Origin of the sequence: Bacillus sp. S/N-304-OC-R1 (genome assembly GCF_019749375.1) — a bacterium.
Taxonomy (GTDB): Bacteria; Bacillota; Bacilli; order Bacillales; family Cytobacillaceae; genus Cytobacillus.
Genome location: NZ_JACWFE010000013.1, coordinates 359,287 through 367,216, shown reverse-complemented (window position 1 = coordinate 367,216; position 7,930 = coordinate 359,287). Strand labels below are relative to the sequence as shown.

The window sequence follows — 7,930 nt, the reverse complement described above, 5'->3', positions numbered from 1 at the left end:
TTTGTCTTTTTCAGTAAACATTCTAACCAAATTAACCTACGATGTTACGAGTAAGGAGCTAGTTTCGTTCATGATAACTCGACGTTCCGTCTGCGGGGTCTCGACTTTTCCTTTATCTCCCACAGGAGTCAAGTGCCTTTCGCTCCAATCCACTCTGCGTCTCCAATGTTGCTAGAAGCAATAATCTTATATAAAACAGCCAATAGAAAAAAGAAGCACTTTCAAATGAAAGTGCTTCTTCTTATTATTTACCGAGCTGCTGTTTCAATACTTCAACAGCTTTTTGAATTTGTGTATCATTTTTGTTAAGTTTTTCTCTTAGCTGATCCATTAGTTTTAATGTTGTTTCGCCTTTTAAAACCCCATTAACTTCAAGCTTTTGTGAAGCTTGGAATTTCTCAACAGCACTTTTTGTGTTTTCATCAAAGAACCCATCTTCTCTGCCAGGATCGTAGCCAATTGCTTTTAACATTTGTTGCGCTACTTTTACTTGTGCAGAAGAAAAGGATAGCTTAAGTTCGACGTCTGGATTAATAATTGGCAAAGAAGCATATTCAGGCAATGCTACATCATAATCAGGATTTATTCCTTTTTTATGAATCCAATTTCCTTTCGGCGTAAGCCATTTTTCAGTTGTATATTTCAAATTAGAACCATCAGCAAAATCCTCTGCACGCTGGACAGTCCCTTTACCAAACGACTTTTCACCTACTAAAGGAACGTTTGCCGATTCTTTAACCGCTCCAGCAAGAATTTCAGATGCGCTCGCGCTTCCTTTATCAATAACAACAACAAGAGGAATCTTTGGACTATTAGAGCCTTTTGATTTATATTCCTCTCTTTTTCCGTTACGTTCTTCTACTTGGAAAATCGTTTTTCCTTCAGGCACGAATAAACTTGAAATTTCAATTGCTTGGTTAAGTAATCCACCGGGATTTTGTCTTAAATCAAGTACTAATCCCTTCATTCCTTTTCCTTGCAATTCATTTAACTTCTGGATTAATTCCTTTGAAGTATTTTCAGAAAAAGATGTTATTTGAACTTTGGCAATTCCATCTTCCATCATTTCACCATATACCGTCTCAATCGGAATCGTATCACGAACAATTGGAACAGATAATGCTTCATCCATACCTGCTCTTTGAATAGAAAGCTCTACTTTCGTTCCTTTTTTACCTCTAATTAAGGTGACTGCTTCAGTCGCACTCATTCCTTGAATACTTTTTCCATCAACAGATAAAATTTTATCATTAGGTTTTAACCCAGCTTTTTCAGCAGGAGAGCCTTTAATTGGCGTAACAACAAAAATAAATCCGCCTTGCTCCTGAATTTCTGCTCCAATTCCTTCAAATGAGGATGAGATGCTCTGATGAAAGCTTTTGGCTTCATCTACAGACATATAATCAGAATATGGATCATCAAGTGCATCAACCATGCCATTAATAGCACCATTAATTAGTTTTTCTTTATCTACCTCTTGAAAATAGGAATTATTCAAAGTATCAAAAGCTGTATACAGCTTTTCAAATTCTCTTCGATCAGTACCCATATCAACAGCCTTCTCATCACCGAATGCCAGTGCGAAGGCAGTGATCCCAACAGATAAAAAGACGATCAAAAACATAAGCATGACGAAGTGAAACTTCTTCATGCGGATAAAGCCGGCATGTTTAACTGGTGGTTCTTGATTGACTTCATTTTCTTGCAAAATCCTCACCACTTTCATATCAAAAAATTCCTCAGTCTTTCCTTAATGAATAGAATACCATTTTTACGAGAAAAAGAACAAAGAAAATACACAAGCCCGACAAAATTTCAAACAAAAAAAGCCAGACAAAGTCCGGCTACTTTAGATTTTCTTAACGATTTCAAAGTATTCTTCTAATGTTAAGTGTTTTTCATAGATAGTTTTTGCTGCGTCTTTTCCTACATAGCGGAAATGCCAAGGTTCAAATTTATAGCCTGTAATCTCTTCTTTCCCTTTCGGATAACGAAGAATGAACCCGAAGCGGTGAGCATTTTCAGCTGCCCATTTGCCTTCTTTTGTATCACCAAATTCTTCAGAAAGCTCAAAATTATTACTTTGACTTGAAATATCCATCGCTAACCCAGTTTGGTGCTCACTACTACCCGGAATAGCGACAGCCTGAACAGCTTTTTCTTCTCCATATTTATTTACTTCCGCATCGAAAACAGCTTTTTGTCGATCAAAAGAACGATATCCTGATACAGCAAAAAAGTGTAAATCATATTTTTTTGCTTCAGTAAACATCGCTTCCAGCGCTTTTGCAGCTTCTTGTCGTAAATAAGCTTTTTCAATATCCTGATCTCCAAATGAAAACATAACGTTAGGTCTCATTAAATCTTCCGGTTCATATCCATCAGGAAGTGAATATTGTTTATTAACAAGAGCCATAAAGTTAGTTGGATTTTGAATAACCTTTTTTCCATCTACAGTTATAACGTCATTAAAAAAATCTGCTTCAAGGGAAGGGATGCCACTTTCCTGCTTATTGTTATTATCTTTATTTTCTTTTGATGATCCTTCTTCCGTTTCATCAATAGCAGCTTCTTTGCTTTTTTCATCATCTTGATTGTTATGCGCTTCTTCCTTTTGCAAGAAAGGAATCTTATCTAAATAAGGCTGAAGCCCATTACAGCCAGCAAGCATGATGGATGATAAAGCAGTTAATGCAATTACTTTTTTCATTTTTTCACCTGTCTCTTATTACTTTTACCGCCTATTATTTTAACATGAAAAAGTATTTTTTTCAGAGAATGTTATGCATCATTTTTATTCCAATTATTTGAAACAATAAAAGAACTGGCTCATACTTTTGAACCAGTTCCTGCTTTCTTATTTAGTTATAGCAGCTTCCAAAGCAACTTCAATCATTTCATTGAACGTTGTTTGTCTTTCTTCAGCTGTTGTTTCCTCGCCTGTTAGAATATGATCACTTACTGTTAACACTGATAGGGCTTTACGGTCAAATTTTGCTGCAAGTGTATAAAGTGCGGATGTTTCCATTTCGATAGCCAATATTTGATATTTAGCCCACTTTTCTAATTCAGAGTTATCATTATAAAACATATCAGATGTGAAAACATTTCCAACCTTAAGCTCCAATCCTTTTTGAACGCCGGCCTCATACGCACGCTTCAGTAAGTCGAAACTTGCAGTTGGAGCATAATCAACTCCGCCAAATGTCATTCTATTCATTTGTGAGTCAGTAGAAGCGGACATAGCAAGAATAACGTCTCGAACCTTTACATCCTTTTGGATTGCACCGCAAGTACCAACACGGATTAAATTCTGGACATTATAGCTTTGCATTAGTTCATTTATGTAGATTGAAATAGATGGAACACCCATTCCTGTTCCCTGTACAGAAATTCGATGCCCTTTATATGTACCAGTAAAACCAAGCATACCTCGTACTTCATTATAGCAATTTGCATTTTCTAAAAACGTTTGGGCTATATATTTTGCCCTTAAAGGATCTCCTGGTAAAAGGACCGTTTCTGCGATCTCATTTTCTTTAGCGCCAATATGAATACTCATTAGTATAATCCTCCTAAATTCTCTAAAAGTATTAACTGTCAGTCTAAATTTACTATATCATAATTGCTCCCAGCATAAAAACCTCTGTCCAAAGCATGTTTTAAATGGCCTTCGGGAAAGCTAATTATAGCCTTTAAGGATGTGAATGGCAATCAAAACCATTATACAATCCTAACAATTAAGGTAAGAATTTTCTGGAGGTTTCAAATGGGTAAAAAACATCGAAATCGTATTAATTCCCCGAAGAAAAATAATCACACACCACCTGAAGCGATTATTGCCGAGCAAGAAGCTCATGGTAAAGAGTTTGCAGCAAACAAACGTAAGAAATAATAATAAGGAGAGCTTTTGCTTTCCTTATTTACCTAATATGAATACGGCTAATTTCCTTCCATCCTCCAGGTTTTAATTGAAAATAATATTGCCCCTTAATACCTTCATCAATGTATAAAATATCTCCTGTCGCTATATATCTTCCATTAAAATCAGGCGGGATTAAATCAAAAACATTAAAAGTCGAAAATACTGAATAGAGACAGTCCTCATGATCAATGGCTTGAACGGTTAATCGATAAACCTGCCTGTATCCTTTATTTTGCCGGAATTCAGGTGTTTGAAAAATTGTGACATCATACTCCTTTTTTTTCATACGTGTGAGTTCCTTAAGCATATCCAATCCCCCTTAGAAATAATTTATTTCCCTGATATTGAAAAGAATATATTATTAAAGTAAAATATAATTAAAATATTCTAATATTTCTGAAACGACCTTACTTTTCTATTAAATATTCAGTTTGTCGTTTCCTTCATCAAAAAATTACTAGTTTTGTCGAATGAATTGTTTTTTAATTAGAAAGCGCTTACATTTGTCCGTCCAGCTTCATATTATAAATAAAAAAATAAATAAGGGGGGCTAATGCATGCTAAAAACATTGCCAAGTAAAAGACCGTTTTTATCTTTTATCCTGCTCGGTCTTTGGTTAGTAATCACAAACACTATTAATTTCTTACAACCACTTCAACCATTCACATCTATTGCTCATCGGGGCGCCTCCTTATATGCTCCTGAAAATACAATGGCTTCATTTCAAAAAGCATTGGAGCTTGGATTTGACTATATTGAGCTGGATGTTAGGCTTAGCAAAGACCAGCAATTAGTAGTTATCCATGATGACGATGTCAGAAGAACTACAGATGGAATTGGAGCTATCGGTGACCTTACAGTTAAGGAATTAAAAATGCTCGATGCCGGATCTTGGTTTTCCCCTGATTTCCGTGATGAAAGAATTCCTCTTCTTGATGAAGTCCTCTTACAATTCGGTAGGAAAATTGGAATTTTAATTGATGTCAAATCACCAGAAACTCAGCCAGGCTTAGTAGAAATTCTATCCAACTTGCTCACATATCATATAGAAGGAGGATTAGATCCTGATTCTTTAAAGGTTCAGACATTTAATTTTAATGAATTAAAAAAAATCAAGGAGCATGTCCCGGCCATCGGAACCGGTCTTTTGCTTAATAAGCCGCTAGATATGCTGAAGTTGGCCTCATATAGACCATATGCCTCATTTCTATCTATTCATCACCAATTATTATCAAAAGAATTTATCAAAAAAGCTCAATTATTAGGGTTTGATATTTTCTCTTGGACAATAAAAAAACAATATCAATTCACGATGATGCAACGTATAGGCGTTCATGGCATTATTTCGGACGAGGAATATAGAAAATCAGAATATAGATTTACAAGTTTTATTTCTCCTATTATTAAAGAATAAAAAAATTTCACACAAAAAAATAAGCCCTGAAAATTGGGCTATTTTTTTTGCGTTAGTTTCATCATATAAATGTTTTTTAAACTATATTATTTGCTTAACTGCCATATTTTACTGGATAATATTACAATAGATTGAATCATTTATATATTTCAAAAGACAGGGGATGATACTCATTAAACGGAAAATATTCATAACTCGTAAGCCGCCAGAGCATGTTCTTAGTAATCTAAAAAAACATTTTGAAGTGGACATATGGGACTCAGAAGAAGTGCAAATACCTCGAGAAGAGTTACTAGAAAGGATTCATCAATATGATGGATTACTATGTTTACTGACAGAAAGCATTGATCAAGAGGTATTGGAAAAAGGAGTAAACCTTAAGGTGATCAGCAATTTAGCAGTGGGCTATAATAATATTGGAATTGAAGAAGCTAGTTTAAGAGGCATTATGATCACAAATACGCCTGGAGTGTTAACGGAAACAACTGCTGATCTTACCTTTGCCTTAATGCTTGCGACATCCAGAAGGTTAATCGAAGCCTCTAATCACTTGCGCGAAGGAAAATGGCAAACATGGTCACCTATGTTTTTAACTGGGATGGATGTGCATGGAGCTACTTTAGGAATTATTGGTTTAGGGGAAATTGGCGCTGCTGTAGCGAGAAGAGCCAAGGGTTTTAATATGAATTTATTATATACAAGCAGAAACAGGAAGCATGCGTTAGAAGCAGAACTCGGGATTTCATATACAGATTTTGATACTTTATTACAAACATCTGATTATGTATGTATTCTTACTCCGTTTACGAAAGAAACTCAAAACATGATAACAATAAAAGAATTAAAACAAATGAAAAAGACGGCGATATTAATCAATACTGCCCGAGGCGGGATTGTGAATGAAGCTGATTTAGTGCAGGCATTATCGGAAGGGCATATCTGGGGAGCGGGACTAGACGTTTTTGAACATGAACCAGTGCCAGTTAACCATCCATTACTACAGTTCCCAAATGTTGTCACACTTCCTCATATCGGCAGTGCAAGTGTCCAAACGAGAACGAAAATGTGGGAGCTTGCAGCAAGAAACCTAGCAGATGCCCTTCAAGGACACCAGCCACCAAATCTTGTGAACAAAATTGGCTTCCAAAACTAAAAAATGACGAGAGCATTCTCGTCATTTTTTCTATGTTAATCAGGATCAATTTCCTCATCAATTATGCACTTCTGCAATAAATAATCAAAAACGATATCTGCCAGTTCTTCTAATTCATTTTCAGCAGGCACATAACCTCTTCTCGTTAGCTCATGAAAGAAAAAATCCGCTATCTCCTCCGTATCAATGATTACCTCAATTTCTCTCACAGCACCGCCCCCTTTGTAGAGAATGTATGACGTTCTCCTATAATTCATGCTAACAATAGATTTTTTCGGATGAACTATATCGAATCTCTTATTGCAGAAAATATATTCATAAAGTACGTTTAGAGCCGTTATTGAAAACCATCATTCAGTAATTTTAAATTCGAAAGGCGTCATGAACAGTTCAAAATTATAAATTATTTTTTCTCCTGACATTTTTGCTGAAGACAGGCATATACATGTCTTAAGAAAATCATCGGGGGAGAAATTATATGAAAATATCTAGCTTAGCTGCAGCAATAAAAGAAGATGTGAACCAAGATGATAGCGTCATTATCAATTCATTTGGCAAAATTCTGAACGTTTTATTTAAATTTACCCTGTTCTTATGTGTACCTTATATGGCTTATTTATTATTTCTATTCTATCAGCAAGGCTAAACTGTGCTTTTTCCATCATTGCTTGCAATTTGTTTTAATTTCCTTAAAACAATTCGCATAATATGCCGATATTCTTCATCCTGGAACATCTCGTATAAAATACGATAATCATTATATATATCTAATAACCCATCAATGAGCAGTTTTTTCTCGCGTAAATCTGCTAGGATTTCTTTTTCAGCTTTCCGGAAAGTGTGGCCTTTTTCTTCAATTAGTTTTGGGAGTTTTTCTTTTTTGTTCAGCAAATATAGCAAGCCTAGCTTTTGGATGAAGGCATCCGCACTTTCCGCATCAGCGACAAGCGTCAATTCTTCTTCTCCTGCTTCGAGCCATTCCCCGTCACTTATTCTCGTAAGCTCATAAATAATATCTTCCCAGGCATCTTCCTTATATCGCCATATTTCTGTCCGGAAACCTACTACCCTAAACAAATCTGCTCCATAGCCCTTTACTTGAACTAAATCACCAATTAAATATTTGTATTCAATATCAATCTGTTCCTTCTCAATGATCTCCCCTTGGTACTCAGAAAGCATTTTGAGACTGGATTCCATAAAAAGCCCTTCACTTTTATTTACCTCATATACGTACATGCCATCGAGCCATTTGATGTCAGTGATTTTCCCAACGGTTCCATAAATAGTGATCACGACTGTATCACCGATATTAAATTTTGACTTTTTCCGCTCGTTCATTTCCTCCATCCTCCAGGTGTGAGTCGTGAAATTTAATTACCATATTATATGCAGAGGAAGGAAATTTCGGTCCGTCTGATGCTATACTGATTAAAA

10 protein-coding genes are annotated in these 7,930 nt (G+C 35.6%); 4 read left to right on the top strand and 6 right to left on the bottom strand.

What is annotated here, in order from left to right; genetic code table 11:
* Window positions 1-244 precede the first annotated feature (244 nt).
* From H0173_RS12485 to deoD, 3 genes are all read right to left on the bottom strand, one after another.
* Complete coding sequence (locus H0173_RS12485) at window positions 245-1,726, bottom strand: lmo1851 family serine protease (protein ID WP_221846845.1); 1,482 nt, start codon at window positions 1,724-1,726, stop codon at window positions 245-247.
* Window positions 1,727-1,849: 123 nt separating this feature from the next.
* On the bottom strand, window positions 1,850-2,710 hold the full coding sequence (locus H0173_RS12480; RefSeq protein ID WP_221846844.1) for a M15 family metallopeptidase: 861 nt from the start codon (window positions 2,708-2,710) through the stop codon (window positions 1,850-1,852).
* 147 nt (window positions 2,711-2,857) lie between these two features.
* Complete coding sequence (gene deoD / locus H0173_RS12475) at window positions 2,858-3,562, bottom strand: purine-nucleoside phosphorylase (protein ID WP_221846843.1); 705 nt, start codon at window positions 3,560-3,562, stop codon at window positions 2,858-2,860.
* Between the two features lie 207 nt (window positions 3,563-3,769).
* Here deoD and H0173_RS22285 point away from each other — a divergent pair, with 207 nt between their 5' ends.
* Window positions 3,770-3,895: a hypothetical protein gene (locus H0173_RS22285; RefSeq protein WP_260631154.1), complete on the top strand. Its 126-nt coding sequence runs from the start codon at window positions 3,770-3,772 to the stop codon at window positions 3,893-3,895.
* Window positions 3,896-3,923: 28 nt separating this feature from the next.
* On the opposite strand, the gene H0173_RS12470 is transcribed toward H0173_RS22285, so the two are convergent.
* Window positions 3,924-4,232: a hypothetical protein gene (locus H0173_RS12470; RefSeq protein ID WP_221846842.1), complete on the bottom strand. Its 309-nt coding sequence runs from the start codon at window positions 4,230-4,232 to the stop codon at window positions 3,924-3,926.
* A gap of 250 nt (window positions 4,233-4,482) precedes the next feature.
* On the opposite strand from H0173_RS12470, the gene H0173_RS12465 reads away from it, so the two are divergent.
* Both H0173_RS12465 and H0173_RS12460 read left to right on the top strand, forming a co-directional pair.
* Window positions 4,483-5,340 carry a glycerophosphodiester phosphodiesterase gene (locus H0173_RS12465; protein WP_221846841.1) on the top strand — a complete coding sequence of 286 codons (858 nt, stop codon included), beginning with the start codon at window positions 4,483-4,485 and terminating at the stop codon, window positions 5,338-5,340.
* A gap of 163 nt (window positions 5,341-5,503) precedes the next feature.
* Window positions 5,504-6,493, top strand: a complete 990-nt coding sequence (locus H0173_RS12460; RefSeq protein WP_260631153.1) for a 2-hydroxyacid dehydrogenase — start codon at window positions 5,504-5,506, stop codon at window positions 6,491-6,493.
* A gap of 35 nt (window positions 6,494-6,528) precedes the next feature.
* Here the strand turns inward: H0173_RS12460 and H0173_RS12455 are convergent, their stop codons facing one another.
* On the bottom strand, window positions 6,529-6,702 hold the full coding sequence (locus H0173_RS12455) for a YozD family protein (protein ID WP_221846840.1): 174 nt from the start codon (window positions 6,700-6,702) through the stop codon (window positions 6,529-6,531).
* Between the two features lie 269 nt (window positions 6,703-6,971).
* On the opposite strand from H0173_RS12455, the gene H0173_RS12450 reads away from it, so the two are divergent.
* Entirely contained in the window at window positions 6,972-7,139 is a 168-nt protein-coding gene (locus H0173_RS12450) for a hypothetical protein (protein WP_221846839.1), read from the top strand.
* On the opposite strand, the gene H0173_RS12445 is transcribed toward H0173_RS12450, so the two are convergent.
* Complete coding sequence (locus H0173_RS12445; protein ID WP_221846838.1) at window positions 7,136-7,834, bottom strand: hypothetical protein; 699 nt, start codon at window positions 7,832-7,834, stop codon at window positions 7,136-7,138. The genes H0173_RS12450 and H0173_RS12445 overlap by 4 nt on opposite strands.
* Window positions 7,835-7,930 lie beyond the last annotated feature (96 nt).